Raw genomic sequence first — 26,323 nt, 5'->3', positions numbered from 1 at the left:
GGGTCGGGGTGGGGACGGCGAGCGTGGGCACGATCGGCCCGTCGGTGCCGTATTGGATGTCGTTGCGGGTCAGGGTGGCGAGGTGGTCGAGCAGGGTTCGGAAGGATCGGACCGGCTGGCCGGTGTGGTCTGTGCGGCGGGAGGCTTTGCGGGTCGCTTCGGCGGAGCGGGTCGCGGGGGCGACGGGGTCGGTGTGTGCGGGCGGGTGCTCGTCGGTAACTGTCAATGGGACAGGGTTTTGCGCAGGTGCTAGGTCAGGTAGGCGGCGAGCATCGCGATGAACATGTGGGCCCGGACCCGGTCTTCGAGGCGGTGGTAGATCGGGCGCAGGTCGAGGTCGTCGACCTTGATGTTGCGGAAGTCGCGTTCGACGTGCGAGGTTCTTGTAGGCGCCGACCACACCGCCGCATCGAGGGTGTCGGCGGGCACGGTGGTGCGGATGACGTTGACGCCGTCCAGGGCCGCCTCGGCCTCGATCCGGCCGGTCTTGCGGGTGACTGCGAGGCTGGTGTCGGTGATGGTCACCTCGAGGTGTTTGGCCATCTTGTACTTGTTGATCAGGGGGCCGACCTTGAGACCGATCTGGTCGGAACCGGTCAGCCGTCCGGCGGTGACCGCTGCGATGACCGGGCGAGGGTGTTCTCGGTGGCGGTGAGCAGTTCGGTGCGTTTGCGGGCCTGCTCGTCGGCGAGGAACGGGTTGCGGCACGCGACGAGGCGCTCGCCGGGGTAGTCGGGGTGGCTGATCTCGGCGAGGGTCTTGGGTGTCGAACAGGGTCGGCTGCAGCGGCCCACCGGTGGCGGCGAGCGCCTTGATCGCGGGGGCACGGAGCGCGGTCAGCCAGCCCAGGTCGGTCTTGTCGGCCAGGGCATCGATCCGGGCCGAGGTGATCATGCCCCGGTCGCCGTCCATCACCAGCTGGGTGAGCCTGAACTTCTCGCGGACGATCTGCACGGCGTCGATGAACGCGGTCGGGTCGGCGGTGTTGCCCTAGAAGACCTTGATCGCGACCGGTCGGCCGGCGGGGTCGGTGAGCAGGCAGTACTCGATCTGGGCCCGGTTCTTCTTCCCGTCCCGGAATAGCCCCGCGCCGCGAGCGGGCAGTGGCTGCCCTCCATCCACGACGAGGACAGGTCGAACAACGCCATCCGGTGGTGGGTTGACATCCGGGGCGAGGTGGCGGCGGGCGAGCTTGGCCTCGACGGAGTCCTGTCGGCCCACCGGCCTGTCCATCGCCGCGTACACCTCATCGGTCGACGCACCGGCGACGCCGAGGTCGCTGCCCAAGGAGGTGTCGTCGCACCACGACGCGGTGGCCAGCTTCGAGACCGGGTGCACCACCCGGGAGACGACCAACGCCAGCGCCAGATCCCGATGCCGCCCAGGCGGACCCAGCAGTGCGGGCAGCCCAGCGCGGCGGTCTGGGCCCACACCGCCGCGATATGACCGCGCGGGACCGAACGGGTCACCTCCACGCCCTGGCCGGCGACGACCAGCGCCTCACCGGCCAGCGAGGCCCGCACCGCCTCGATCGCCGCGGGCGGCAGCGGCGACAGGTTCGCCAGCGTCTCATGCTTGACTTTCCCGGCATCGCGGCAGGTGCGGCACAGCAGGTAGGACACCGATTCCCGAGGCCCGGACCGAGTCACATACTTCTTCGACACCTTGGCTACAGGCATCGCACTAGCGTGTCTCGCCATGGCAGCCGCAAAACGGTACCAATGACGACCATGGAAAACCGACACGCCAATATCTTGGCTACGTTCCCAGACCAACCGCTACCCATTGCTGCTGGTCACACACGAAGAACCCACCCAAAACCCGCCGTAACTCCGGGGACCACGCGACGATCCACACCGGTGGCGCCGCGGTAGGCGACCGCGGCTACTTCTACGCACCGACCGTCGTATTCGGCCTTCACCAGAACGACGCCGTGATCCAGCAGGAAACCTTCGGCCCGGTCATCACCGTCCAACGGTTCACGGACGAAGACGAAGCGCTTCGCTGGGCCAACGACATCGAGTACGGCCTCGCCTCATCGGTCTTCAACCGCGACCACGCCCGGGCGATGCGGACATCGCGTCGCATCGACTTCGGCTGTGTCTGGATCAACACCCACATGCCGATCGTCGCCGAGATGCCCCACGGCGGCTTCAAACACTCCGGCTACGGCAAAGACCTCTCGATGTACGGCCTCCAGGACTACACCCGCATCAAACACTTCATGTCCAACTTCGAGGATCAACTGCGCGTGGACCGTCCACAGCCGCTCATCCCGGTTGGTCCAGGAGCTCAGGCAGTGCCCTCGTTGTGGTAGGCAACTGCCTCGTCGAGATCGCCGATTATGCATAACTCAAGCGCCCTGGAGACTGACCACGGCCGGATCGCAGCCCTCCGCCGAGACCCGGATGACGACCTCTCCCGAGCCGGTACGTCGGATGATCACGAGGGCCCGTCCGTCAAAGGTCGTATGCCGTGCAGCTCCATAAGTCTCGGGAGGAGCAGGGTTCCCAGTTCCCAGCGCCACAAGCTCCGCGGAGCCGATCACCTCGACCTCCACCTGGCGATCCGCATCTGTGAAAACGGTCCCATCCGAGTCCACCACCGCAAGTCGTGCGAATCGGTACTGATCCGTGATTCCGGCGTCCTCGACCCGAATCGCCAACCGCAGCTGTCCAGTAGCCGTGGCGAGGCTGAATGACTCCGCCCGATCACCGTCTCTGATGCTCGTTGCCGTCAGCGTGCCAGACTCGAAGGGGACATCGAAGACCGCTGTGTAGCGGTTCGCCCTGCCGGCTGGCGCAGAGCCGATGACCCTACCGTTCACCGCTAGCTCAACCTGCTCCGCATCGCTGTACACCTCGACGCCGAGCGACCGGCCCTCGTGACCGGTCCACGTCCAACTGCCGATGGAGTCGCTCCACGCCCACGGCCCGGTCGAGACAAGCTTGCCATCTTCGCCCGGACGCCGTACGGCGACATAGGGCTCGCGGCGTAGACCGAAGACGATCTCGCGGTAGTAGGAGGCTGGCCGACGCCCGCCGATCAGGTCGAGGTCACCGCACCAGCCCGCGATCCACGGGTAGGGAGCCTCGGATGCCGGCTCGCCCTCAGCCAGGTACTGAGCACGCCCGAGGCCCACCTCGCCCAGATAGTCGAAGCCCGTCCAGGTGAAGTCGCCGATCACGTGTGCGTGTTCGGTCACAAGGGCCCAGGTGCGGTCAATGGTCGTCGGGAAGGTCTCCGTCCCAACGATGATTCGGTTGGGGAACAGTTCGTTGTCCAAGGCGTACCGCGAATCGACGTAGTTCATACCTGCGATGTCGAGTAGGCCGAAGGACTCTGCAGTTTTCTCGGTGACAAGCGGTGACGCACTGATCTCGTTCATGATCTCGATCGGACCGGCCATCAGCGTGTTGATACCGGTGCCGTCGTCGGCGTCGCCTCCACGCTGTGCAGCGATCTTCTTCGCGTCGTCCATCACTGCGAGCAGCCCGTTGACGGCGTTCGTCACGAAACGCGTCGGGTCCAGCGAACGCACCTTCTCGGCCAGTGCGCGTCCGATCAGGCCTCCGGCGGGCGTCCCGGTCTCGGTTACCTCGTTGCCTATCGAGTACATGAGCACGCTGGGATGGTTGTAGTCCTTCGCGATCAGCGCCTCAACGTCCCGCTCCCACCACTCGGGGAAGACCAGGGAGTAGTCGTGGTCCATCTTGGGTGCGGTCCACATGTCGAAGGTCTCGTCGATGACGAACATCCCGAGACGGTCGCAAGCCTCCAGCAGTGCGACGCTCATCGGGTTGTGTGCTGAACGTAGTGCGTTGAAGCCCGCCTGCTTGAGAAGCCGGACACGTCGCTCGTCCGCCGCAGGGATCGTGGCGGCTCCGAGAATGCCGTTGTCGTGGTGGATGCAGGCACCGCGAAGCTTGACGGTTTCGCCGTTGACGCGGAGCCCGTTGACCGGGTCGACCTGGATTCGTCGGATGCCGAACGTCGCCGCCGTCTCGTCCAGCGTCGTTCCATCGCGGATGATCCGGGCCTCGGCTGTGTAGAGCACCGGACTCTCGGCGCTCCAGCGTTCGGGTGCGCGGATGTAGAGTCGTTGCCTGCTGAGCGAGGTGCCGTTGGGAGACACCGTGACGGGCACCACACCCGCTGCGACTTCGGCTCCACCCGGATTGACGACGCTGACGGCGACATCCACAGTTGTCCGGCGGTTGCTTGTGTTTGCGACCTGTACCGCGACTTCCACGAGGGCGCCGACGTCGTCGATGTCCGGTGCGCTCGCGCGCAGACCATGGGCGGGAATGTGGATCTGCGAGCCGATGTGGAGCCAGACGTCCCGGTAGATGCCGGCCCCTGTGTACCAACGGGAGTCCTGTCCGTTGCGGCATTCCACCCGGATGACGTTCTCCTCACCGGGCCGCAGGAACTCGTCGGCCTCGATGGTGAACAAGGAGTACCCGTACGGGCGATGTCCGGCGAAGTCGCCGTTGAGGTACACGGCCGCGTCCCGGTAGACGCCCTCGAACTCGAGCACGATCCGCTTGCCCTCGAACTCTTCCGGAACGTCGAACGTCTTGCGGTACTCGTAAGTGCCCCCAGGAAAGTAGGCCGCCGCTCTGTCCCCCTGCGGATCGCGTTCGCGCTCGATCATCGCGTCGTGCGGGACGAAGACATCGACGTACGGCGGCACCGCGCCGCTCAGCTCGTCGAAGGGGTTCACCTTCTGCCGGAACTGCCAGCCATCATTGAAGGGGAGGCGCTTCATCGGATCTCCTCTGGTCGGAGCTGTTCACTCAGTTGTCAGGCGACCCGACCTGATCGATGATCGACTGGAATCCTGCATAGTCAGGCGCGGGCTGTGGGGAGTTCCACGTCTTCTGCGCCATGATCCGCATCCGCGGGTAGATGTCGGCAGCGGCCTCGTCCGCGGTCCAGATACCGCCGCTGTTCCAGACGTTCAGCATGGAACCGCGGTGTCCGGGGGCACCGACCGCCACCGTCTTCACCGGCACGTACTTGACATAGGTGCCGTTCTGCTCCCGGTACAGGTAGCCGTAGAACTGCTCGACAGACCACGAGTCATACAGGTAGTTGACGTGGATCTGCGGCGTCCGACCGCCCGATGGGTAGGCATAGGTGGGCAGCAGACTGTCGTTGACGATCTGGTAGCCCTTGTCGAGCAGCGTCTGCGGCGTGTACGGCCCGTTCGGGCCGAAGAAGTCCTCGCTGTCGGAATCGGTCCAGTACTGTACGACGACGTTCTTGTCGGTCTCGATCGTGGTGCCAGGACCCACATTGTCGTTCCAGACACGTCCGATCTTGCCCTTGCTACGGACGAACGTGTTCATTTCGTTCGCGAACTGAATCACGGAGTCCTTCGCGGTGGCGTCGGGTCCGACGGTTGCCTTGGCGTACTGCTCCAGCTGCGGGAAGTTCGCGAACTGGCTGTTGGCCAGGTACTCGTCTTGACCCAAGTGCCAGTACTTGCCGGGGAACAGGGGCAGGTACTCCGCGAGGATCCTCTTCAGGAGATCGCGTGCCGCCGGGATCGTGAAGTCGATCTTGGTCGGCGAGACGTTGCCGTCCTTGTCGACGAGCCGGTACTCCGGGTATTTCCGCAGCAGCACCCCGAGGTGCGCGGGCATGTCGATCTCAGGAATCACCGCGATGTGGTACGTCGCCGCGTAGGCAACCAGGCTTCGGATCTCATTCTTCGTGAGGTACTGCGCGGACTGCAGCCCCAGACTGCTCTCGACTCGCCAGCCCTCGTCGTCGCTCAGATGGAGCTGAAGTGTGTTGAGCTTGAGGTAGGCCATGTCACGGACGCGGGCCTTGAGCCAGTCCAACGAGAAGTACATACGCCCGAGGTCGATCATGACGCCGCGCTCGGGATAGGTCGGCCAGTCGCGAGCGGTGCCGGCGGGGATCTTGTTCCCGTTCTTCAGCAGTTGCAGGATCGTGCGGGTGCCGTTGAAGGCGCCGTCCTCTGTGCCCGCGGTGACAACGGCACTCTTGCCGACGGCCAGCTCGTAGCCCTGATCACCGACACCCTCCCCCAGTCCTAGGACGATGTCGCCTGGGCCGGGCCTGTCGCCGTTGGCCGCGACCTTGACGTTGAAGCCGAATTGGCTCCCGAGCTCGGACGCGAGGAGATCGGCGACCGGCTTGAGCTTGAGTACGTCGCCCTGTCTGACAAGCACCCGGCTCTTGTCTGTGAACGTGAACTGTCCCGTTCCGGCGGTCCAGGATTGCAGCGCCGGAATCGTCACAGGCTGCGTCGGCGGTGACCCTGCAGTGGACGACACTGCTGCAGGACTAAGTCCCACGGTTGCGGTGAGCATCCCTGCAAGAATGCCCATTGCCCACGGCAATCTCTTCATCCCAATCCTCCTTCGGATGCCAGCGCGGAGTACGAGTCGCTTCCGCGATACACAAGGTCGTAGATGTGCGCGGCCCGACCCTCGGCCACCAGTCCGATCAGTCGTCCGGTGAAACCGCCGGCGACCTCGGTGGAGAAGTACCTGCCATCGATGCGTCCGAGTTCGCGCCACGCACGACCGTCGAGAACGCGCGCGACAACGACGTCCGGACCGTGCTGCGGAGTACCCTCCAGTTCCGGTGGTGGTTCCGTCCGCAGCTCGATCGTTGCAGCGCCATCGGCGGCGACTTCGCCGAGTTCTATCGGGAAGCCACCAATTGTCGCCACCGCGCGCACCGACTGCGGGCCGACCTGCACCGTCACGCGGTGATCCGGATCGACGCGAAGCTCCAGTCCAGCGCCTGCTGCGATCTTCGCGCGAGTACTGGTGAACAGATGTTCCTGCCATCGTCCGACGAAACCGCTGAGCTGCCATTGCCCGCCCTCGTGGTGAAGGATGTCCGCGGGGAGACCCGACGGCGAGACGAACGACAGCGGGATGCCCTCCGCGGTGAGTGCTTCGACGAAGACGTCGCCAGGCTCCGGCTCGAGAGCAGCATCGACGCGAGGCCAGTCGTCGTACCACGAGAGCCTGGCGGCGAAGGTCTCTCGCCCGAGAATGTGCCAGGCGGGCGTCGATCCCCGTGGTCGCACGCCGAGGAAGAGGACCGCCCACGACCCGTCGGCGAGCTGGACGAAATCCGCGTGACCGGTGCTCTGCGTCGGGCAGTCCGTTCCCCTCGCTGTCAGAATCGGGTTGGAAGGGCAGGGCTCGAACGGGCCGTTCGGCGCCGAAGCACGCGCCACGGTCACGGCGTGTCCGCGCTCGGTGCCGCCCTCGGCGATCACCAGGTACCAGTAGCCGTCCTTCCGGTGGAGATGCGGACCTTCTGGGAACTGACCTCCGGTACCGCGCCAGATCACCCTCGGCTCCGTCAGCAGCAGTCCGGTGACAGGGTCGAGCTGAGCCTGCAAGATGCCCTGCTGTCCGGCGGGCAGCTCCCCCGACCATGACAACCAGCAGCGTCCGTCGTCGTCCCAGGCAAGATCCGGGTCGATCCCGTGCGCTTCCGGAATGCGCAGCGGATCCGACCAGGCGCCGGTGGGGTCTTCGGCCGTCACCAGCAGCTGGCCAGGTCCGTTCGTGACGTTGGTGGTGATCATCCAGAAGCGTCCGTCGTGGTGACGCAGCGTCGGAGCGTAAATGCCACCGGACGGTCTGGCGTTCACATTCTCGAGTTGCTCCGGGCGATCCAGCACGTGTCCGATCTGCGTCCATCGCCGGAGGTCGCTGGAGCTGAAGATGGGAACGCCGGGGGAGTACTCGAAGCTGGACGTGACGAGGAAGTATGTGTCGCCGGCACGACAGACGGACGGATCCGGATGAAAACCGGGAATGACCGGCGTCTCGGGGATCACCCCTTCACCCCTCCCGTCGCGAGTCCGGACTGCCAGTACCGCTGCAGGAAGATGAAGGAGGCGATGAGCGGCAGGACGGAGACGAACGCCCCCGTGAGCACGGTGGAGAACAGTACCTGTGCCCCTCCGCCCGCGGACGCGGTCCCCTGCCACTGGGACAGGCCGACCGTCACGGGGAAGAGCGACGGCGTATTGAGCATGATGAGCGGCAGGAAGTAGTTGTTCCAGGTGGCCACCAGCTGAAACAGGAGAACGGTGACGATGCCCGGGGCAAGCAATCGCAGGCCGATGGTGGAGAAGATCCGGAGTTCTCCGGCGCCGTCACAACGCGCCGCTTCGAGGAGGCTGTCGTCGACCGCGTCGGCTGCATAGACCCGCATCAGGTACACGCCGAACGGGCTGACAAGCGACGGCAGGATGATCGCCCACACGGTGTCGGTCAGATTCGCCGCGGAGAACAGCAGGTAGGTCGGCAGCGCCAGCGCCGTCAGCGGCACCATGATCGAACCGAGGATCACCGAGAACACCGCCGTACCGCCACGGAAGCGGTACTTCGCGAGCGCGTAGCCGGCCGCCGTCGCGAGCATCGTCGCGCCGACCGAGCTGACCACCGCGTAGAAGACGGTGTTCAGCATCCACTGCCAGAAGACGCCGCCCTGGAAGGTGAACAGGTTTCCGAAGTTGGTGAAGAAGTCGAACCCCTTCCCGAACCACAGACCGAACGTCGCGAACAGATCCCCGTTGTCCTTGGTCGTGGAGATCGTCAGCCAGAGCAGCGGAACGACGAAATAGACGACCGAGATCCAGACGAAAACCGTCAGCAGGGTGCTTCTTCGCTTGCCCCGTTCTGCGACCTTACGGGGCTTGCTGTGGAGCTTCGGGGCGTCGGCGACACGCGCCGTTTCGGTCACTGGAGGCGAGCTGGTCATCGGATGCGCTCCCTTCGGTTGGAGGCTGTCTGGACGACGAAGGAAACGATCATGATGATGATGCCCAGCAGGAATGCGATGGCAGCCGCGTAGTTCACTTCCTGGTTCTTGAACGCGACGTTGTACGCGTACAGGTTGGGCGTGAAGTCGGTCCCGATCGCGTTGGGCGCGATGTTGAAGAGCAGGTTCGGCTCGTTGAAAAGCTGGAAGGATCCGATGATCGAGAAGATGATCGTGAGCAGGATCGCCGGCCGGATGGCCGGGAGTTTGATGCTCCACGCGATCCGCCACTGCCCTGCACCGTCGATCTCCGCTGCCTCGTAGAGGTCCGTCGGTACCGATCGGAGAGCGGCGTACAGCACGATCATGTTGTAACCGATGAACTCCCAGCAGACGATGTTCATGGTCGAGCCCAGCACGTTCCCGGGCGAGAGCAGGTTGGGTGCATGGAGCCCGAGGCCCTCGAAGAGCTGGGTGATGAGGCCGAAGTCGGCGCCGTACAGATAGCCCCACATCAGCGCAGCGACCACGCTCGGGATCGCGTAGGGGACGAAGATGAGCAGGCGTGCGGCTTTGCCGCCGCGGACCCGTCCGCTGTCCAGCGCCAGAGCGAAGAAGACCGACGCGGCCAGCCCGATCGGCACCTGGATGAAGAGGAACTGGGTCACGCGGCCGACGCCTGCCCAGAAGCTCGGGTCCTGCAGTGCTCTCGTGTAGTTGGCGAACCCGCTGAAGACTTCACCGCCCACGAGCTGAGAGGTGAAGAGGCTGAGGTAGGCGGAGTACGCCAGCGGCACGATGAACATCGCGGCGAAGACAACCAGGAACGGGAGGACGAGCAGCCATGCGGCTCGGGTCTGCCCTCCCCGAAGGGAAGGGGCGGGCCGGCGTACGGGAAGTGAGGTCATGGTCTTCTCCAGGAGACCGGCCCGGGTGCGGAGCCGGGCCGGTCGGGTGAGCTACTTGACGGTGAAGCCTTGCTGCTTCGCGTAGGTGACGAGCTTCTCCTGCCACTGCGCCAGGCCGACCGAGAGGTCTCCCTTCTCGGAGATCGCCTTGCCGAGCGTGTCGTTGAAGCTGGTGTTCGCGTAGTCCATGAACGGCAGCCACTCGAAGTCCTTGTCGACGGTCTTCGACACGTCGGAGAAGAACTGGTTGACCTTCTGCCCGCCGTAGAACTCGCTGGCCTGGCCGGTGAACTTCGGGTCCTGGAGCGTGGCCGTGTTGGTCGGGAAGAGGAACTGCTGGTTGGCAAGCGTCAGTGTGGATTCGGAGTCGTGGTTGATGAACTTCGCCAACTGGTACGCCGCGATGGGGTTCTTCGTCGAAGCGAGCACGACGTCCGACGACCCGCCCCAGTTGCCGGAGACGTCCTGGCCAGGCTGCCACTGCGGGATCTTGCCGGCGCGCCACTTTCCGGAGGTGTCCTTGGCCGTTCCCTGCAGGAACACCGGTCCCCAGGCAGCCACGAGCCAGCTCGCGTACTTGTTGCGGGACAGGCCTTGGTAGAACTCGTCCGTGAAGTCGGCATCGGTCGACACCAGGTCCTTCTTGATCAGGTCCTGCCAGTACGCCATGACCTTCTTCTCGGTGTCACCGTTGAGATCGATCCCGACGGTCTTCTGGCCGTCGTACGAGAACGGCTTCGCACCGGCCTGCCAGAACAGGCTCATGATCTGAGGCATGTCGTTGCCCGGCAGGTTGGTGATGTACGACCCGGTCTTCGACTTCACCTGCGCAGCCGCCTTCGCGAAGTCGTCCCAGGTCGCCGGCGCACCGTCGAGTCCGGCTTTCCTGAAGATGTCGTCGCGGTACAGGGTGCCGAGCGGCCCCGAGTCCTGAGGGATCGCCCAGACGCCCTTGGAGTCGGCGACCTGTTTCCAGACCCAGTCGACGTAGTCGTTGGCGAGCTCCTTGCCGCCGTACGGCGACAGGTCGAGCAAACTGTTCGTCTGTTTGAAGGAGCCGAGGTAGTCGTACCCGATCTGAGTAACGTCGGGAGCTCCCTTGCCGGCCTTGAGCGCCGCGCGCACCTTCGTGTAGCTCCGGGTCGAGTCCGTTGTGTTGACAAGGTTGACCTTGATCTTCGGGTACTTCTTCTCGAAGAGATCGACCTCCTTCTGGAGGTCGGGCACCCATGACCAGAAAGTGAGCGTGGTCGGAGTGTCCATCGCCTTGTCGATCTCGGCCTGCGTGACGTTCTTGGTCTGCTGGTCGCCCGTGGCGGGTTTGGAACAACCGGCGAGCAGCAAGGCGGCCGCGACCGCAAGTGCCCCTAGCGCCGTCGCTGTCTGACGTACAGTTCTCATTGCTCTCCTTTGTCAAGGGATTCGAGCCGGTCGGGTGAGCAGCCGGTCGCCTCGAGCAGCAACGCCGCGCGCCGTTCGAGGGGTATGTGGGCGCCGCGGTCCCATGGCTCGCCGGTGACGAGGTCACGAACGGCGAACGGCGCGGTGACCTGCGCCAGCTCGGCAGACCAGTTGGAGACGAACGCCAAGCGGCGTCCGTTCGCATCACCGGTGGAGACCGCGACGGCGGTGCTCGCGGCCCATTCACTCGTCGTACGGCGGGGAACCAGCCAGCGCGCGAGGCTGCGCGACAACGGCGGATTGGGCACAGTTGCGACGTAGGTGACCCGCCCGGCCTCGAACCGGCGCGTCGTGATCGCTGCCTGCGCACCGAGCTCGGTCTGATCGAACTCGACGACGACGTCGGCGTCGTCGACGTTGAGGACCTCCACCCAAGCAGTCGCCGCAGCGCCTTCTTCGAGCTGGAGACCGTTCGAGTGGACAGCGAGCGGAGCGTTGATGTTGCTGTACTCGTCGTAGCTGATGCCCGCTGCACCGGCGAGGAAGGCGGGCGCGACCGCCAGGCGCGCGCGGACGAGCTCGTCGGCGTACCCCGTGCGGATGCCGACGACCAGATGGCCCCCGGCTGCGGCGTACGCGCGGAGGTGCTGGAGCGTCTCATCGTCGGCCACGTAGATCGCGGGGGCGACGAGAACCGGATAGCGGGCGACGAGCTCTTCGACCGGCGTCGCAACAAACTGACGCGTGTGCTGGATCCGGACCTGTACCCCCGCCTCGAAGAGTCCACGGTAGAAGGCGTCGAAGATGCTGAGATAGGCCGCCGTGTCCGGACCGCCGCCCGGGAGCGGCAACGGTGGGTATGCCTCGAACGACCACTTGGTGTCCGTGGAGTACAGGAGAAGTACGTCGGCGTCGGGCACGTAGTCGTCGAGCGCCGGCCCGATCGCCTTCAACGCGGCACCGAGCTCTGCCACCTCCCGGTAAATGCGCCCGGGCTGCTGGCTGTGTGGGAGGACACCTCCCCAGTAGGTCTCGGCGCCGAAGTGCAACGTGTGCCAGTGCCAGTACTCCACCATCCGGCCGCCCCGGGCGAGCAGCGCGAACGCTGCCTGCTTGATCTGTCCGGGGTACGGCGGGTGGTTCTGCCAGGGGTCGCCGACGGACTGAGCGTTGGTCTCGGTAACGAGGAACTGCGCCTGGGCCGACGAGTAAGCGCGGTCTCCCCACTGGAACAGCGCCCACACACCCGTGTGCCACCACAGCACTTCCCGCGGCACTTCCACGCCGGCATCGAGCCCGTCCTGCATCTTGTAGTACGCGTTGCCGGCGACCACGTCGAGGGACGCAACCATCTCGTCGTCGGAGACCTGCGGCCGCGGATAGGAGATGCAGGTCGTGACGAACTGGTCGTCGCGCGCGTACTCACGAACCACTGCTGCTTGCCAACCGATCAGCTCGGTCGCGAGTGTCGCCTGGAAGCGACGCCACTCGATCTGGTACTGCGGGGTGGTGTTGGCGTCCGGCCTCCACAGGTCCGCCCAGTCCGAGAGCCGGTGCGACCAGTAGACCAGCCCCCATTCCCGATTGAGGTTCTCGACATCCCCGTAGCGCGTCTGGAGCCAGCTGACGAAACGCTGGAACGTGTGCTCGTTGTGGGGCAGTTGCAGGCCGGGTTCGTTGTCCACCTGGAAGCCGATCACTGCAGGGTGATCGGCGTACCGCTCGACGACCTTGCGTACGACGCGCTCGGCGTAGAAGCGGTAGGCCGGGGAGCTCTGGTCCATCTCCTGCCGCGCGCCCCAGCCATTTCGAACGCCGGTCTTCGACTCGGCAGCGATCTCCGGGTGCAGACGCTGCAGCCACGGCGGGACGGCGTACGTCGGGGTGCCGATGAGGACCGCGATCCCTCGTGCGTGAGCAGCATCGAGCACCGGCTGCAGCCAGTCGAGGTCGAACTCGCCCTCACGGGGTTCCCAGGTCGACCACACCGACTCCCCCACACGGATCACGCTGAATCCCGCCTCGGACATGAGATCGAGATCGTGCTCGAGTGTTCCCTCCGGCTGGTACTCCGCGTAGTACGCAGCACCGAAGAGGATCCCTGAAAAGGACGGCTTGGCAGTCATCAAAACCCTGTCTCAGTTGAAATGTTGTCGACAACATTGACGGCGAGAGTACGTCGCGAGCGCCCGGTACGCCAGCCCGAAGCTGGGGCTTGTTACCTAGCCGAGACCTACAGACATCACGATGTGCGGCGGGTCGAACGCGAGCGTTGCGCGATCCGTGCCGTAGAGCTCCGGACGATGAGATTGGGGCTGTACGGCTCGTCGGCGGTGCTGCTCGTCTCCGCCTCGGCCGGCGAGATCCGGTCGATCAGTTGCGCCGCGAGACGGGCACCCTCGCCCACGAAGTCCATCTGTACCGTGGTCAACGCCGGACGCATGAAGCGACCTTCATCGAGATCATCGGTCCCGATGACACTGAGTTCCTCCGGGACCGCCCGGCCGTCGTCCAGAGCCGCAGCTATGACACCGATCGCCATTGCATCGTTGGCCGCCGCAACGGCCGTCACCGTTTGCTCCTTGGCCTTCAACCCCTGCCATGCCCGGTAGCCGGAGTCGGCCGACCAGTCACCTTCGCGAACCCACACGACGTCTCGTCCCGCAGCTTCGACAGCCGCGATGAATCCCGCCGCTCGGTCCCGCGCCGCGAACCAGCCGTCCGGTCCACTCACATACCCTATTCGCCGGTGACCGAGCTCGAGGAGATGCTCGGCTACCCGCCTGCCGACGAGCTCACCGATCAGCACACCACTCGCCGGGTCGACTATTTGGGCATCGATGACCATCGGAACCGCAAGAGTGCGGTGCCGCAGCCGCTCCAGCACAACGTTCGTCTGCGCGGTCGCCAGAATCCCCGCCACCTGGTACTCGGTCGCGAGATCGATCGCCGCGTCGACCGATGCCGGATCCTCGCCGTTGACGGCGAGGATGTCGCCGACGAACCCGCGCTTCTGGAGCATCTCCGTGACACCCTGGACGATCAGAGCCGGGCCGCCCTGCCCAAGTCTGTCCGCCAGCACCGCAATGCGGTTCGACCTGCGCAGACGAAGTTGCCGCGCCGCCGTGTTCGGACGGTATTGCAGTCGCTCGAGCGCTGCTTCCACGCGCTGACGCGTAGCGGGCCGCATTCCCTCGTATCCCTGGAGGTAGCGGGTGACAGTCTGGTGCGACACTCCCGCTTCACGGGCGACGTCGTAGATCGTGGCAGCCTTCACGGTTCATTCATACAGGAGCGGCCAGGCTCTTGAGCACTCGCGGTGGTGTCGCTAGCATCCCGATGTTGTCGACAACATTCTCTCAGAAGTGTTGCCCGCATCCATCAAGGGAGACCATGCGCAAGCTATCGAGATGAAGCTCCGCCGCAGTCGCGGCGGTGGTCGTCGTCAGCGGACTTCTGACCGGTGTCACAATGCCCGCGCTCGCTGCCGGGGACCCTTGGCGCGATACGACGAAGTCGCCGGCTGAACGAGCGAAGGCACTTCTCGGAGCACTCAGCTTCGACGAGAAGGTGCAGATCGCCCTGGACAACTTCGGATCGCTGACCAAGTACGGCCTTCCCGAGACACTGAAGTCTCATGACGGCCCGAGCGGCATCAGCGTCAACGGAGCCACGGCCTTCCCCGCAGCCGTGAGCCTGGCGGCCAGTTTCGACCGCGGCCTGGCCCACCGGTACGGCACTGCCATCGCAGAGGAAACCCGGGCCAACGGTTCGTCCATCTGGCTGGGGCCCGCGACCGACATCGCACGTCAGCCGCTGTCCGGGCGCTTGGCTGAGAACCTGGGCGAGGACCCCTACCTCGTCGGCACGACCGCCCGGGCCGAGGTCGACGGTGCCAAGTCGCGGAACGTCATGACGACCGTGAAGCACTTCGGCGCGAACGTGCAGGAATACGCGCGCATGGGTTTCCAAGGTGAGGCCACGGACTGGCCGGCGGTCTTGCAGTACTGCACAGGCCCCGGCGTCCGCACCCCAGTACCTTTGGGTTTTCGCACGCCTGCGATCAACGAGAACATCCCGGCGCAGGCGCTGCACGAGATCTACGAGTCCCCCGCCGTCGCGGCGGTCGAAGGCAATGGCGCGGACTCGGTCATGTGCTCCTACAACCAGGTCAACGGGTTACCCGCCTGCCAGAACCCGGACCTGCTGGGCGGCCTGAAGAGTCATTTCAACGGGTTGGTGATTCCCGACTTCCTAACCGCGCAACGCGACGCCGTCGCGGCTGCGCTCGCAGGCACGGACATCGCCGGCTTCGACAACGGGAACCAGCAGCGCACTGCGGCAATGTATGTGTCGGGGCAGATCCCTGAGACCGTGCTGAACGACAGCGACTACCGCATCCTCTACGCCCTGTTCGCCTCCGGAGTCTTCGACAACCCGCCGACGGCCACAACGCCGATCAGCACCGATGCTCACGTACAGCTCGCAGCCGAGGTCGCGGCGCAGGGCATGGTGCTACTGAAGAACCAGAACAACGTCCTTCCGCTGCGCACCGATCGCCCGGTCGACCGATCGATCGCCGTCATCGGCCCCTCGGGAACGGACGCCGTCTACACCGAAGGCGGGCTCGGCCCGTCGGTTCCCGTCTCCGCCGAGACGACCGTGACCCCGCTTGAAGGAATCCAGAGCCGCGCTGGTGCCGCCACGACGGTGACCCAGTCACAGGGCTCGGCCGGTGACCTTGCCGCCACGACCCTGGTGTCGGGCCCCTGGACGGCCAAGTTCTGGAACAGCGCCGAGCCACAAGGTGAGCCTGTGCTCACGCGGACGGACTCCACGATCGACTTCACCGGGCCGCTCCCGTCCGCGCTCACCACTCCCTTCTCAGCCACCTGGACGGCGACAGTCACACCACCCGAAACTGGGACCTACCGGTTCACCACACTGGTATCGGGCGACATGACGCTCGCCGTCAACGGCAAGACCGTGATCGACGCCATGAAGCCCACGTCGAACTGCGGCGGTAGCCGCGACTATCCCGCGCAGGGGACGGTTGCGCTGCGGGCGGGCGAACCGGTCCAGCTGAAGGTCGACTACAGCAGCCTCAGCAACACGATCTGCGTTGCCTCGAACAACATCAACCTCGCCTGGCAGACGCCGTCACAGTCGCAGATCCCCGCCGCGGTCGAAGCGGCCAAGCGAGCCAATGCCGCAATCGTCTTCGCGAATGCCGCGTCCGGCGAGGGCTCCGACCGCAACACCCTGGAACTGCCCGGCGACCAGAACCAGCTCATCGAAGCAGTCTCGAGCGTGAACAAGCGGACCATCGTTGTCCTGAACACGGCTGGGCCAGTCCTGATGCCATGGCTCGACAAGGTCGCAGGCGTGGTCGAGGCGTGGTACCCCGGGCAGACCTTCGGCACGGCCCTGGCCAAGGTTCTCTACGGGGACGTCAACCCATCAGGACACCTCCCGATGACCTTCCCCGCAACCGCACACCAGGGGCCCGTAGCGGCGACCCCAGAGGGCCTCGTCGGCGACGCGACTGGGTCCCTCAACTTCAACGAAGGAATCTACGTCGGATACCGGTGGTACGACGAGATGAAACACATCCCGCTCTTCCCATTCGGGTACGGCCTCTCCTACACCTCGTTCCGCTACTCCAACCTCAAGGTGCGGCCCGACACCAGCGGCGCGACCGTGTCCGTCCTGGTCAGCAACGTGGGGACGAACACGGGCACCGCGACGCCACAGTTCTACATCGGGGCGCCGACCGGTTCCTACAGCGCTCAGTTCGCCAAGCACGCCCTCGCCGCCTACGACAAGGTGACGCTGAAGTCCGGCGAGTCCGCGACCGTCCGCGTCCATGTCGACAGCCACCAGCTGAACTACTGGGACACCGCGAGCGACAGTTGGCGAACGGCAACGGACGGCCGGACGATCTCGGTCGGGGACTCCGTGAGGCAGATCAGCGCAACCGTTCCGCTGAGCATCAGATAAGACCATATTCCAATTATCGGAACGACGATCTATATAGTGAAACTACTGCTAATGTGGGCAATCGATGAGGAGGGCATCCATGCCAAGCACGCCGACGCCGCTCGACGGCGAAGAGCGGCTCGTCGGCACGGACCGCGTGCTGGCGATGCTGATCCAACTTGCCGGCCTGCCCGCCGGCGCCACTCTGGACGAGATGGTCCAGCGCACCGGCGACCCGAAACCCACCGTCCATCGCGCGCTCGCGTCACTGAAGCGCGCCGGGCTTGCGGCGCAGGCTGGGCGGGGCCACTACATCCTGGGCGACGAGTTCATCCGTCTCGCGTTCGCGCATCATGAGGCGCGTCCGGAGCACATCCGTGTGCGGCCGATACTCGATCGCCTCTCCGAGCGCTTCGACGAGACCATCCACTTCGCAGTCCTGGACGGCACCGAAGTCGTCTACCGCGACAAGGTCGATCCTCTCGTTGGCGCCGTGCGCCTGACGTCCACTATCGGCGGGCGAAATCCGGCGCATTGCACCGGTGTCGGCAAGGCCTTGCTGGCGACACGGCTCCACACACTCGACGATGTCGAGCAATGGGTCGCCGGCCGCGTGCTCGAGCAACGGACACCGCGTACTGCGACCACAACTGCGGACCTGCACGCCAGGTTGACCGAGACACGCGAGCGAGGATTCGCGGTCGACGACCAGGAGAACGAGGCCGGCATCAACTGCATCGCCGTGCCGGTGTACTTGGCCTCGCCGAGCGAGCCGTCTGGCGCCGTCAGCGTCAGCGCAGTGGCCTACCGCACCCCGCTGGCAGACCTGGTGAGCGCAGCGGACGAGATCCGCACCTTGATTCACGAGAGCACCGGCTGGCAGGAGAAGACAGCGTGACGACACTCGTAACTGCCAGCGAAGAGACCTGCTGGCTCGGGGAGGGCCCGTTGTGGGACCCGGTGCGTTCCCAACTGCTGTGGGTCGACATCCGCAATGGCAAGGTCTTCCGCGGGAGACTGCGGACCGACGACACGATCGAGACGCTCGAGACGGTTCAGCTCGGTGAGACCGTCGGCGCAGTCGGGGTCTCGCGCTCTGGAGAGTGGATCCTGGCCGGGCAGAAGCGGATGCACTTCCGTTCAACCGCTGGCGGGATTACTTCGGGGCCGATCATCCTTCCCGAGAGCGCGTCCAGCCGTCTCAACGACGGAAAGGCCGACCCGGCCGGCCGATACCTGATCGGCACGCTGTCGCTGGCCGGTCCCTCAGAAACCGAATCACTCGTCGCCATCGAGGCGGACGCATCTGTGCGCACCCTCGACGCGGACCTGACGCTGTCGAACGGCCTCGCCTGGAGTCCCGACGGTCACACGATGTACAACGTCGACACAATTCGTCAGCTGGTGTTCGCGCGGCCGTACGATCCGGCGACCGGCGAGACCGGCGAACGCAAAGCCTTCCTCACCTTCGCCGAGGGTTATCCCGACGGCATGACCGTCGACGCGAGCGGCCACCTCTGGATCGCCATGTGGGGCCTCGGCGAAGTACGCCGATACTCGCCCGACGGCCACCTCGCTCTCAGCATCAACGTCCCCGCTCCGCACACATCGAGTGTCGCCTTCGCCGGTGCGGAACTCGACGTTCTCGTCATCACCACAGCCACGCAGGATCTGAGCCAGGAACAACTCGCGGCGCATCCGCTGTCCGGCCGTATCTTCACGATCCGCACCGGCGTTCATGGATTCCCGCAACCGCTGTGGAGCGGTCTCCCCCTTTCGATCGACCAATCACAGAGGAACAGATGAGGCTCCTTCGCACCTGTGTCAACCTGTCCGATATCGCGCCGCGATGAAGGCGTTCGTCGTTCGAGGCCCAGGGGATGCTGGGGTGGAGTACGTGCCTGATGCTGTTCCCGCCCCGGGTGAGGTGCTGATCGCGATCCGGCGGGCAGGAATTTGCGGGACTGATGCCGAGTTCTACAGCGGCGCGATGCAGTACCTGCACGACGGCAATGCCTCGTATCCGATCCGGCTCGGGCACGAGTGGATGGGGGTCGTCACCGCGGTGGCCGACGACGTCGCCCCGTCCTGGGTCGGCCGCCGAGTCACCGGCGACACCATGCTGGGCTGTGGGAAGTGCTATCGGTGCCTCGATGGGCGTCACCACGTCTGCGAGCACCGGTTCGAACTCGGTATTCGCGGCGGCAAGCCGGGAGCTCTGGCCGAACGCCTCGCCTACCCCACGCGTTACCTCCACCACTTGCCGGACGAGGTGGATGACGTGTCCGGTGCGCTGGTGGAGCCCGCGGGCAACGCACTCCGCGCCGTCCGGGCTGCGGATCTGAGCGTCGGCGACAGACTTCTCGTGCTCGGATCAGGAACGATCGGACTGCTCGTCGCGATGTTCGCACGTGCCGCCGACGCGGAGGTCCACATCATGGGGAAGTCGGAAGACACGCTCGGGTTCGCTCGCTCATTGGGGTACACCGTCTGGACAGCTGAGACCCTTCCGGGGCTGCCGTGGGACGCCGTGATCGACTGTTCGAACGCCGCGAGCCTTCCAGCGAAAGCGCTCGATCTCGTCGAACCGGGCCGCCGGGTCGTCTATGTCGGGCTCGCCGGAAGCCCGAGCCTCATCGACACGCGCGCCCTGGCGCTCAAGGACGTCACAGCGGTCGGCATCCTCGGAGCCAGTCAAGCGCTCGACGGCGTCATCGATGCGTTCGCGCGCGGCGCCGTCGACCCGCGTCCGCTGGTCGCCGGCACGGTAGCGCTCGACGATGTCGCATCCGTCCTGGCCGGCGAGCGACCGTCACACGCCGGCTCTGGCCCCAAGATCCACGTCACTGTTTCGGGTGCACCTGAGCGCCCGTCGGAGAGGAACCACCGATGAGAACAGCGGTTGTCACTGGCGGCGCAAGAGGGCTCGGCGCAGCGACGGCCGCAAAGCTGCGCGCCGACGGCGTCCGGGTCGTCACGGTCGATCTCACCGACGATGCCGACGTGCGCCTCGACGTCACGGATGAGGCCGCGCTGGCTCAAGCCGCTGCTGAGATCGGTGCAGTGGACATCCTCGTCAACTCGGCAGGGATCGTCGGGCCCAACAAGCCGATCCTCGCGACCGAAGCGAACGAGTGGCGCCGAGTGCTCGACGTCAACGTGCTCGGGACGGTCGCCACCATGCGCACCTACGTCCCAGGGATGGTTGAGCGTGGCTGGGGCCGTGTGGTGAACTTCGCCAGCATGGCCGGCAAGGACGGCAACCCAAACCTCTCCATCTACTCGGCCTCGAAGGCGGCGGTCATCGCCCTCACCAAGTCCGCGGGCAAGGAACTCGCAACCAGCGGCGTATTGGTGAACGCGATCGCTCCTGCCGTTTTCGCAACGCCGATGAACGACGACACGGCCCCCGAGGTGCTTGATCACATCACCAGCCTCATCCCGATGAAGCGGGTCGGCCGGCCGGAGGAGGTGGCCGAGCTCGTGAGCTGGCTCACCTCCGACAGCGTCAGCTTCTCCACCGGTGCTGTCTACGACATCAGCGGCGGTCGCGCCACGTACTGATCAGAGTCGTGCCAGTGGGCCCGGTCGCTTGGCCGACTGGGCCGACTGGCCGGCGTTCGTCAATTCACCACGACGCGGACACGGCCCAAGTTTTGCGCCTGGCCGAAGGAAGATCTCGGGTCGCGTTGTGAGGTGGCTCGGAGAGCCGGGAAGTATGTTCCTGCCTTGGTGAAGACGAACGACGTACGCAACTCGACCGTTGATCTCGGGGCACCGATGGCTGAGGACGTATAAGTCCCGCTGCCGGTGAAGTCCCAGGCGGCAGCGACCACTGAGCCGGTCTTGGGCGGTGCCTGGATCCGGGCGCTGAAGGTGACGCGCTGCCCCGCGGCGACGTCGACGTGATCGGAACCGTTCGCGGTCAAGTCGACGACCGGCTGAATTCCACCGCGCGCGGTCGCTCGGGCCGGTACCTGCACCTGACCGTCCACGACCTTGTACTGCGATGACCTCGGTGGCGCGACGCCGCGTTCGACCCATGCGCTGACGTCGCGGACGGCCTGCTGGAGGAAGCCGGTGTACTCGATCAGGCGGGTGGCCCGGGAGCCTGTCACCGGACCTTCGAGATGGTCGGCATTGTCGTTGTACCAGATGCGGAAGTTGTCGCCGAAGCGGTCCCCGAGGGCAGCCTGCACCTGCTGTGCGTACCAGGAGGCATGCCAGGGATAGGCATCGACGTCCAGCAGATTGCCGACGATGATGACCTTCCCGGTGATCTGGCCGGTGTGGGTGCCGCCGCCACTGGTGCTCGAGGAGATGAGCGGGCCGATCTGGATCGGTCGCTGCGGGTAGATCGGCGTACCGTCCGGGGCTCGGAACTGGTCCCAGGCCGTGAATCCGGCCCTTGTCGGCACCTGGTGGCGGTGGTACGACGTGAGCGCGACGGCCCACCGGTTGTCGATCCGCAATTGCCTGCCGGTCGCGACGGCATCCAGATCTCCGCCGCTGATTGTGAAGACCTTCTTCGCCGTATCGAGCGACCCCGTCAACGACCCGAGCTTGGTGGCTCCGTCGTACAGGGTGAAGTCGAGGCCGACCGCGTCGTGGATCGAGGGCACGCTGCCGAGCACGAGGCTCACCGGCGCACCGCTGGCGTCGCGGTTGACCCGCGTGATTGTGGCGACGTGATCGACCTTCGCAGCGCGAACCAATGCGCCGAGCGCGGACTGCTCAGTCCCCAGGTATCCAGGTCTGCTCCAGAAGTCGTCGGCGTACGTCGGATCGATACCGCGGACGACCCCGCCGAACCCGAGCAAGCCGTCAGACGTGTCCAGTCCCAGCAAGTAGCGATAGTCCTCCCAAGCGCGCAGCGGCACGCCGAGTTTCGTAACCTCCTGGAGCACCGCCCGCTCCGTGGGATTCAACCCGGCGTACGGATCGCCACTACCACCAGGTCGCACTGCGTCGGCGATCTGCGGTGCCTTGTCCTTCAGGATCAAGCGGGCGAAGGCGCGGATGAAGAAGTTGTTGGGGACCGAGGTCGGTACTCCAGGAACGAACGGAACGGCCCCGTCCCAGACGCCGACGGTGTTCTCGATCGCGCCAATGGTCTGGAAGGATCCGCCACTTCCTCCGTAAACGTAGCCGTAGATCCGCCGCGATGGCTCCCGGTAGTAGCTCGCGGCAACCAACTTGGCGAATTTGGCGGCGGCCGCGTCTACTCGGTAGCCGCCGTCGCCATTGGTTTGCACCGTGTATGCGCCGCTCTCCGCACCGAACGCGATCGTCTCGTCCGAAGCGTTCTCGTCCTGGATCGTGGCCAGTGGATACACCTTGTGGAAAAACCGCCCCTGCCACTGGTTCTTGGGCGGCAGGTAAATGTTGAACTTGTACTTCGTTCCCTCGAAGTGGCCCGATACTCGATGGTGCGGTACGGGGCTCTGCACGTCCCGCTCGGAGTCGACGACCGGCCGGTTGTACGCCGGGTCGACACAATCGCCGGTGATCCAGAACGGCCCCCCAGCCTGTTGTGGCGCACAACTGGGTGCGGTTTCGGCGGTTGCGGTGTTGAGGCTGGGCGTGCACAGCAACGCGCCAATCGCCAGGATTGCGGCCCCTCGGCGGATGAACGGTGTCATGCGTGCTCCGATCAATAGGTCTCGGTGGCGGGGCTCGTCGCGACGAGCCGAGTCGCTTGAAAGGGCGGTCAGGATGCTCCCTGGCCGTTGAGCAATGCACGGCGCAGTTCGCGGCGCTCTCGCTGCTTCTTCGGATCTGCGATGGGCGCGGCCATCTGGAGTCGACGTGTGTAGTCGTGTCGCGGCGCGGTCGAGACCTGGTGTGCTTCGCCGATTTCGGCGATCTCACCCCGATAGAGCACTGCGATGCGGTCGCTGATGTCATTGACCACGCCCAGGTCGTGGCTGATGAACAGGTACGCGACACCGGTCGCCTGCTGAAGCTCTTTGAACAGGCTGAGCACCGTGGCCTGGGTCGTCACATCGAGGGCGCTCGTCGGCTCGTCACAGACGATCACGGCCGGTTCGAGCGCCAGTGCGCGCGCGATGGCGATCCGCTGACGCTGACCGCCGGAGAATTCCCGTGGGTAGCGGCGTCCGGAGTTTGCGGGGAGACCCACTGCGTCGAGGAGATTTCGGACCCGCGAACGTCCGTCCTTCACGCCGGCCGCGGCCAGGGGCTCCACCAGGATGCTTTCGACAGGCATGGAGGGGTTCAGGGAGGAGTACGGGTCCTGGAAGACGACCTGAATATCCGTGGCCAGCTTCCGGCGCTCCTTGCGGGAGACATTGCTGATCGTGTTGCCGCGAAAGGTGATCGTCCCCTCGCTCACCGGCGCCAGACCCAGGATCGCGCGACCGATCGTGGTCTTGCCCGATCCGGACTCGCCGACCAGGCTCAACGTCTCCCCGGCAGCGAGTTCGAACGAGACACCGTGGATGACGGTCGTGGATGCTCTGCGCCGGCCGGCGAACGTCACCACGAGATCCTTCACCTCGAGCAGCGACATGGTCAGACCTCCATCAGCTCGACACTGCGGGACGAGGACAGCAGCTGCCGCGTGTACGCCTGCGACGGTGCGGCGAAGATGCCGTCGACATCTTGATGCTCGACGATGTTCCCGTCCTTCATCACGCTGACGACGTCGCACAGATCGGCCACGACGCCGAGGTTGTGGGTCACCAGGATCATCGCGAGCCCGCGCTCACGGCAAAGCTCTCGCAACAGCTCGAGGACGTCGGCCTGCACCGTGACATCGAGAGCGGTGGTGGGTTCGTCGGCCACGATGATGTCCGGTTCCGACGCGACGGCGCCACAGATCAGCACCCGCTGCGCCATGCCCCCGGAGATCTCGTGGGGGTAGAGCCGCATCAGCCGCTCGGGATCGGTGATTCCGACGCTCTGCAGCAGGTCGACCAGCACCTTGCTCGCCTCTTTCTTCGCCATCGGCCTGGTCGCGCGCAAGCCACGCGAGAGCTGCGATCCGATGGTGAAGGACGGGTCGAGGTTCGACATTGGTTCTTGTGGGACGTAGGCGATTCTCCGCCCCCTGGCGGCCCGCATCTTGTGCTCGTCGGCCAGGAGGTCCTCGCCGTCGAGTAGTACGCTGCCACCGAGGACGATCGCCTCCGGCGGGAGAATGCCCAACGTGGAAAAGGCGATCTGTGACTTGCCGGAGCCCGACTCCCCGACCAGCCCGTGGATCTCACCACGCCGGACATCGAGGTCCACGCCATGCACGACTTCGTTCACGGTGCCATCCGGGCTCGGGTAGGCGATGCGGAGGTCGCGCACCGACAGCACCACGTCGTCCGAGCTGCCGACAAGTTTCGATTCGCGTACTTCGCCGGCTTCGAGCTCGCCAAGCGCAGCAGCAACAGCCTTGCGCCGCTGCCGCGGCGGGAGCACCTTGCTGCGCGCCGACGACTGCAGCACATCGCTCAGAGCGTTTCCCAGCAGGATCAGGGCGAGGATCGTGATGCTGATCAGGAGCGCAGGCCAGAGCACACCCCAGGCGTTGTTGTAGATGCCGTTGAACGAGCGCTGCAAGACGATGCCCCAGGACGTTCCCGCCGGGTCACCGAGACCGAGGAAAGAGATTCCCGCTTCGATCCCGATTCCTGCGGCCATCACGAACGAGCTCTGGATGATGACCGGCGCCCGAACCGCCCACAGCACATGCCGGCCGACGATCCTCGCGTCCGAAAGCCCGACGACCCGGGCGGCGTCGACGTACAACTCGTTGCGTACGCCGAGCACGATCGCCCGCACCAGACGGTAGTAGGTCGGGGCGATGATCGCGCCGTACACAGCCATGGCAGCAGGCACATTGGGGCCGGTCAAGGAATACAGAGCGATGAGCAGGACGATGCCCGGCAAGGACATGATCACGTCGGAGAGAAATCCCGCGCCCGCGTCGAAGCGGCCTCGATAGAAGCCCGCGACCAGACCGGTGACGACGCCGAGGACCAAGGCCACCACAACGACGATCAGTACGGCGATCACCGTTTGCCGCGAGCCCCAGATGAGCCGGGACAGGATGTCGAGCCCGGCGCTGTCGCCGCCCAGCAAATGTCCGGAAGTGAATGGTGGCGCGTTCACCGCGGCGAGGTCGGTCTCCTGCGGCCCGTACGGCGCCAGCAACGGGGCGACGATCGCAACCAGGATCACCAGCAGCACGAACGCCAGACAAGGTGCACCGAGCGGATGCCGCAGCAGAAGGCGGAACACTGAGCGACTCGGGGCTTCCTTCGCGAGGGCGAGCTCATCGTCCAGGGCTGTGCGTTCGGGTCCGGCTGTCATCGGGTCCTCGCCTTCGGGTTCAGGAGGGTGATCGCCAGGTCGCCGAGGAAGTTCACGACCAGGACGATGACGATCGTGACGAGCACCGTCCCCATGACCAGTGGTACGTCATTGATCTGGGCGGCCATGTTCGCAAGCTGGCCCATACCCGGTAGCGCGAACACCTGCTCGATGAACACTGCTCCGCCGAGGAGTGCGAAGGTTGTCAGGCTCAGTACCGTCAGACCCGGCGCGGCGGAGTTTCGCAGCACGTTTCTGAAGATGACCTCGCGTTCGGGGATTCCTCGAGCTCTCAGGGTTCGAACGTAGTCGCGGCCCAGCGTGTCGAGGACCGCGGTCCGAAACTGCTGGGTCGCGCTGGCGACCGACCCGATGAGAAGCGCGAGCACCGGGAGGCTCAAGGACGCCAGCCAACCGCTGAAGTTGACGTCCGGCGACACGTATCCGGTCGCCGGGAACAGTCTCCAATGAATCGCGAACGTGAACACCAGCGCGATGGCGATGATGAACGCCGGCACCGCAGTACCCAGCACCGACACGAACTGGAGCGTCCGGTCGACCCACCCTCCTCTGACGGCCGCGGTCACCCCGAGCATCACGCTGAGCACGGTCGTCAGGAGGAGGGCGAGTACAACGAGCGCCAAGGTCACCGGAACCCGGTTCGACAAGGCCCCGCTAACGGACTCACCGGTGTAGAAGGATCGGCCGAGGTCGCCGTGAAGAACCCCCGTGAGCCACGTCCAGTACTGGACCACCAGCGGCTGGTCGAGGCCGAGCTTGACGACTTCCGCCTGGACCGCCTCCGGCGTCGCGGACTTGCCCAGTACGGCGTGAGCAATGCCCGGCCCGTTGCCGTACATCAGGCAGAAGGTCGCGAACGTGACCACGATCAGCACCGCAAGGGAACGTACGAGCTTCTTCACCAATGAGAGCGCCAT

At 65.4% G+C, this 26,323-nt stretch carries 19 protein-coding genes and 1 pseudogene; 6 read left to right on the top strand and 14 right to left on the bottom strand.

Features of this window, described 5'->3' with window-relative positions:
- Positions 1 to 249: 249 nt before the first annotated feature.
- Together E0H92_RS44765 and E0H92_RS44760 are read right to left on the bottom strand one after the other, a co-directional pair.
- Positions 250 to 978, bottom strand: a pseudogene (locus E0H92_RS44765) (transposase); the annotation flags it as partial.
- A 12-nt stretch (positions 979 to 990) separates the two neighbouring features.
- A complete protein-coding gene (locus E0H92_RS44760; RefSeq protein ID WP_202873845.1) occupies positions 991 to 1,431 on the bottom strand; it encodes a hypothetical protein in 441 nt (146 codons plus the stop codon).
- Positions 1,432 to 1,849: 418 nt separating this feature from the next.
- Here E0H92_RS44760 and E0H92_RS27635 point away from each other — a divergent pair, with 418 nt between their 5' ends.
- On the top strand, positions 1,850 to 2,317 hold the full coding sequence (locus E0H92_RS27635) for an aldehyde dehydrogenase family protein (protein ID WP_238173632.1): 468 nt from the start codon (positions 1,850 to 1,852) through the stop codon (positions 2,315 to 2,317).
- 36 nt (positions 2,318 to 2,353) lie between these two features.
- Here E0H92_RS27635 and E0H92_RS27630 read toward each other — a convergent pair whose 3' ends face one another.
- The 8 genes from E0H92_RS27630 to E0H92_RS27595 all read right to left on the bottom strand — a co-directional run bounded on the left by E0H92_RS27630 (position 2,354) and on the right by E0H92_RS27595 (position 14,358).
- Entirely contained in the window at positions 2,354 to 4,771 is a 2,418-nt protein-coding gene (locus E0H92_RS27630) for a glycoside hydrolase family 2 TIM barrel-domain containing protein (protein WP_131498236.1), read from the bottom strand.
- 28 nt (positions 4,772 to 4,799) lie between these two features.
- Entirely contained in the window at positions 4,800 to 6,347 is a 1,548-nt protein-coding gene (locus tag E0H92_RS27625) for a family 20 glycosylhydrolase (RefSeq protein ID WP_238173631.1), read from the bottom strand.
- Positions 6,348 to 6,382: 35 nt separating this feature from the next.
- On the bottom strand, positions 6,383 to 7,843 hold the full coding sequence (locus E0H92_RS27620; RefSeq protein ID WP_202873844.1) for a glycoside hydrolase family 43 protein: 1,461 nt from the start codon (positions 7,841 to 7,843) through the stop codon (positions 6,383 to 6,385).
- Positions 7,840 to 8,772 (bottom strand): carbohydrate ABC transporter permease, encoded by a 933-nt coding sequence (locus tag E0H92_RS27615; RefSeq protein ID WP_131498234.1) that lies wholly within the window; start codon positions 8,770 to 8,772, stop codon positions 7,840 to 7,842. Before E0H92_RS27615 ends, E0H92_RS27620 begins: the two co-directional genes overlap by 4 nt.
- Positions 8,769 to 9,680 (bottom strand): carbohydrate ABC transporter permease, encoded by a 912-nt coding sequence (locus tag E0H92_RS27610; RefSeq protein WP_131498233.1) that lies wholly within the window; start codon positions 9,678 to 9,680, stop codon positions 8,769 to 8,771. The genes E0H92_RS27615 and E0H92_RS27610 overlap by 4 nt, the downstream gene beginning before the upstream one ends.
- Positions 9,681 to 9,731: 51 nt before the next feature.
- Positions 9,732 to 11,081, bottom strand: coding sequence for an ABC transporter substrate-binding protein (locus tag E0H92_RS27605; protein WP_131498232.1), 1,350 nt, complete (start codon positions 11,079 to 11,081; stop codon positions 9,732 to 9,734).
- Positions 11,078 to 13,207, bottom strand: a complete 2,130-nt coding sequence (locus E0H92_RS27600; RefSeq protein WP_131498231.1) for a beta-galactosidase — start codon at positions 13,205 to 13,207, stop codon at positions 11,078 to 11,080. The genes E0H92_RS27605 and E0H92_RS27600 overlap by 4 nt, the downstream gene beginning before the upstream one ends.
- Before the next feature lie 116 nt (positions 13,208 to 13,323).
- The gene (locus tag E0H92_RS27595; protein ID WP_131498230.1) at positions 13,324 to 14,358 is read right to left on the bottom strand and encodes a LacI family DNA-binding transcriptional regulator; all 1,035 of its coding nucleotides are present in this window, start codon (positions 14,356 to 14,358) and stop codon (positions 13,324 to 13,326) included.
- A gap of 194 nt (positions 14,359 to 14,552) precedes the next feature.
- Here E0H92_RS27595 and E0H92_RS27590 point away from each other — a divergent pair, with 194 nt between their 5' ends.
- The 5 genes from E0H92_RS27590 (at position 14,553) to E0H92_RS27570 (ending at position 20,624) form a co-directional block, all read left to right on the top strand.
- Positions 14,553 to 17,081 (top strand): beta-glucosidase, encoded by a 2,529-nt coding sequence (locus E0H92_RS27590; protein WP_131498229.1) that lies wholly within the window; start codon positions 14,553 to 14,555, stop codon positions 17,079 to 17,081.
- Positions 17,082 to 17,160: 79 nt separating this feature from the next.
- Positions 17,161 to 17,958 (top strand): IclR family transcriptional regulator, encoded by a 798-nt coding sequence (locus E0H92_RS27585; RefSeq protein ID WP_202873843.1) that lies wholly within the window; start codon positions 17,161 to 17,163, stop codon positions 17,956 to 17,958.
- The gene (locus E0H92_RS27580; protein WP_202873842.1) at positions 17,955 to 18,866 is read left to right on the top strand and encodes an SMP-30/gluconolactonase/LRE family protein; all 912 of its coding nucleotides are present in this window, start codon (positions 17,955 to 17,957) and stop codon (positions 18,864 to 18,866) included. Before E0H92_RS27585 ends, E0H92_RS27580 begins: the two co-directional genes overlap by 4 nt.
- A 91-nt stretch (positions 18,867 to 18,957) precedes the next feature.
- On the top strand, positions 18,958 to 19,953 hold the full coding sequence (locus E0H92_RS27575; RefSeq protein ID WP_202873841.1) for a zinc-dependent alcohol dehydrogenase: 996 nt from the start codon (positions 18,958 to 18,960) through the stop codon (positions 19,951 to 19,953).
- A complete protein-coding gene (locus tag E0H92_RS27570; protein ID WP_131498226.1) occupies positions 19,950 to 20,624 on the top strand; it encodes an SDR family NAD(P)-dependent oxidoreductase in 675 nt (224 codons plus the stop codon). Before E0H92_RS27575 ends, E0H92_RS27570 begins: the two co-directional genes overlap by 4 nt.
- Before the next feature lie 59 nt (positions 20,625 to 20,683).
- Here E0H92_RS27570 and E0H92_RS27565 read toward each other — a convergent pair whose 3' ends face one another.
- The 4 genes from E0H92_RS27565 to E0H92_RS27550 all read right to left on the bottom strand — a co-directional run bounded on the left by E0H92_RS27565 (position 20,684) and on the right by E0H92_RS27550 (position 26,323).
- On the bottom strand, positions 20,684 to 22,702 hold the full coding sequence (locus tag E0H92_RS27565) for a PKD domain-containing protein (RefSeq protein ID WP_202873840.1): 2,019 nt from the start codon (positions 22,700 to 22,702) through the stop codon (positions 20,684 to 20,686).
- Positions 22,703 to 22,770: 68 nt separating this feature from the next.
- A complete protein-coding gene (locus E0H92_RS27560) occupies positions 22,771 to 23,562 on the bottom strand; it encodes an ABC transporter ATP-binding protein (protein ID WP_238173611.1) in 792 nt (263 codons plus the stop codon).
- Positions 23,563 to 23,594: 32 nt separating this feature from the next.
- A complete protein-coding gene (locus tag E0H92_RS27555) occupies positions 23,595 to 25,385 on the bottom strand; it encodes a dipeptide/oligopeptide/nickel ABC transporter permease/ATP-binding protein (protein WP_131498225.1) in 1,791 nt (596 codons plus the stop codon).
- Positions 25,382 to 26,323 carry an ABC transporter permease gene (locus E0H92_RS27550; RefSeq protein WP_131498224.1) on the bottom strand — a complete coding sequence of 314 codons (942 nt, stop codon included), beginning with the start codon at positions 26,321 to 26,323 and terminating at the stop codon, positions 25,382 to 25,384. The genes E0H92_RS27555 and E0H92_RS27550 overlap by 4 nt, the downstream gene beginning before the upstream one ends.

The sequence above is a fragment of the Kribbella speibonae genome (assembly GCF_004331375.1).
GTDB classification, from domain to species: domain Bacteria; phylum Actinomycetota; class Actinomycetes; order Propionibacteriales; family Kribbellaceae; genus Kribbella; species Kribbella sindirgiensis.
The sequence above is the reverse complement of the archived record's forward strand: the minus strand, read 5'-3'. Positions and strand labels throughout refer to the sequence as shown.

Bases quoted from the DNA above. Each gene is read 5' to 3' on its own strand.
- E0H92_RS27565 (WP_202873840.1), bottom strand. From the start codon at position 22,702: ATGACACCGTTCATCCGCCGAGGGGCCGCAATCCTGGCGATTGGCGCG.
- E0H92_RS27570 (WP_131498226.1), top strand. From the start codon at position 19,950: ATGAGAACAGCGGTTGTCACTGGCGGCGCAAGAGGGCTCGGCGCAGCG.
- E0H92_RS27585 (WP_202873843.1), top strand. From the start codon at position 17,161: ATGCCAAGCACGCCGACGCCGCTCGACGGCGAAGAGCGGCTCGTCGGC.
- E0H92_RS27600 (WP_131498231.1), bottom strand. From the start codon at position 13,207: ATGACTGCCAAGCCGTCCTTTTCAGGGATCCTCTTCGGTGCTGCGTAC.
- E0H92_RS27625 (WP_238173631.1), bottom strand. From the start codon at position 6,347: ATGCTCACCGCAACCGTGGGACTTAGTCCTGCAGCAGTGTCGTCCACT.
- E0H92_RS27610 (WP_131498233.1), bottom strand. From the start codon at position 9,680: ATGACCTCACTTCCCGTACGCCGGCCCGCCCCTTCCCTTCGGGGAGGG.
- E0H92_RS27555 (WP_131498225.1), bottom strand. From the start codon at position 25,385: ATGACAGCCGGACCCGAACGCACAGCCCTGGACGATGAGCTCGCCCTC.
- E0H92_RS27615 (WP_131498234.1), bottom strand. From the start codon at position 8,772: ATGACCAGCTCGCCTCCAGTGACCGAAACGGCGCGTGTCGCCGACGCC.
- E0H92_RS27630 (WP_131498236.1), bottom strand. From the start codon at position 4,771: ATGAAGCGCCTCCCCTTCAATGATGGCTGGCAGTTCCGGCAGAAGGTG.
- E0H92_RS27605 (WP_131498232.1), bottom strand. From the start codon at position 11,081: ATGAGAACTGTACGTCAGACAGCGACGGCGCTAGGGGCACTTGCGGTC.
- E0H92_RS27590 (WP_131498229.1), top strand. From the start codon at position 14,553: ATGCCCGCGCTCGCTGCCGGGGACCCTTGGCGCGATACGACGAAGTCG.
- E0H92_RS27550 (WP_131498224.1), bottom strand. From the start codon at position 26,323: ATGGCGCTCTCATTGGTGAAGAAGCTCGTACGTTCCCTTGCGGTGCTG.